The 1185-nt window shown below is 34.1% G+C and carries 1 protein-coding gene; it reads right to left on the bottom strand.

The annotated features are described in order from the left end of the window. Positions 1 to 8: 8 nt before the first annotated feature. A partial coding sequence (locus tag D9R21_RS06640) for an Mbov_0396 family ICE element transmembrane protein (RefSeq protein ID WP_206609254.1) occupies positions 9 to 1185 on the bottom strand: 1177 nt, incomplete at its 5' end.

Below are 1185 nucleotides of genomic sequence, written 5' to 3'. Positions count from 1 at the left end.
TTTTAAATTTATTTATCAGTAAATCACTGATTGATTTTTTCACTTGCTTTGCTATGTTGATTTTTATAACCACCAGTAAATGCGTTTTTAAATTGTGCCTTGGCAACATTTTTAAACCCGTGTTCTTTTATTCCTGCGTGATATGCACGCATTGTACCAAGTCCACGAGCAGTTTTTTTACTTAAATTATAACTTGCACGAACACCACTTACTGTCAACGCCCCACCAGTCATAAAAGCATTGGTTGCTACTTTCAACCCCATTATGTTACCAATCCCATCACCCAACGATGTATTACCACCCAACAACGATGATAATAGTTGAGGGGATTTCACAACAACAATGCCAAACGCAAAAATACCTAATAAAGTAAAAATTGGTCTTGTTGTTGGGTCGGGAATGGCTTTACCAATTTCCGCGAATACCGACATACTCCATAAGAACAAACTATATGCTAAAAAAACCATATTAAAACTAATAAAGCGAGCAACCGTTAATTCTTTTCAGTTTTTAAATCTTCGTCCCTCATCTTGAATTGCCGATACTATCACAACGGGCGATAAAACATAAAGAATTAACAACTCCGCAGTTCGTCAGAATAAAAACAAAGCAATCAATAAGAAAATGTATATCATAAAGCCCTCAGAGAACAAACACAACAAATAATTAAAATGGCCACTATCTTTGAATGTCCAACTTGCGGGAACATATGTAAAATCGTGCATTCCATTATCAAACGACGAATTAAATATAAACAACCCGACATTTTGCAGCTGCAAGTTACTTGCTTGCATAATCGCTTGTGTTAGCAAATTAACAATAACATTCAAAGTATAAAAAATAACTGGTATTGTTGGAATTGCAACAAACAATAAAATCATATTCCGCAATGTTATTCTTAACTTGTTATGTTTTTCATCTGCCAACATTATTTCAATCATTCGAACCGCAAGCAACAAGACCAAAATTATTCCTGCAATCGACAAAATTACAATAAATAACATCGGCACACCACCGTTGGTATTATTTTCAAAAAGTAAGCGATTCGCCAAATTCCCACCCGACATAAAGTAAATTATGTCTTGAAATTTATTTAAAAGTCATAACAACGGTTTTATGAAAATAATATATAAAATCATAAATACCGCGTCCATAATTTTACCCAGCAACCAACTTGGAGCGTCT

It is taken from the genome of Spiroplasma endosymbiont of Megaselia nigra (assembly GCF_003987485.1).
Classification (GTDB): domain Bacteria; phylum Bacillota_I; class Bacilli_A; order Mycoplasmatales; family Mycoplasmataceae; genus Spiroplasma.
The sequence above is the reverse complement of the archived record's forward strand: the minus strand, read 5'-3'. Positions and strand labels throughout refer to the sequence as shown.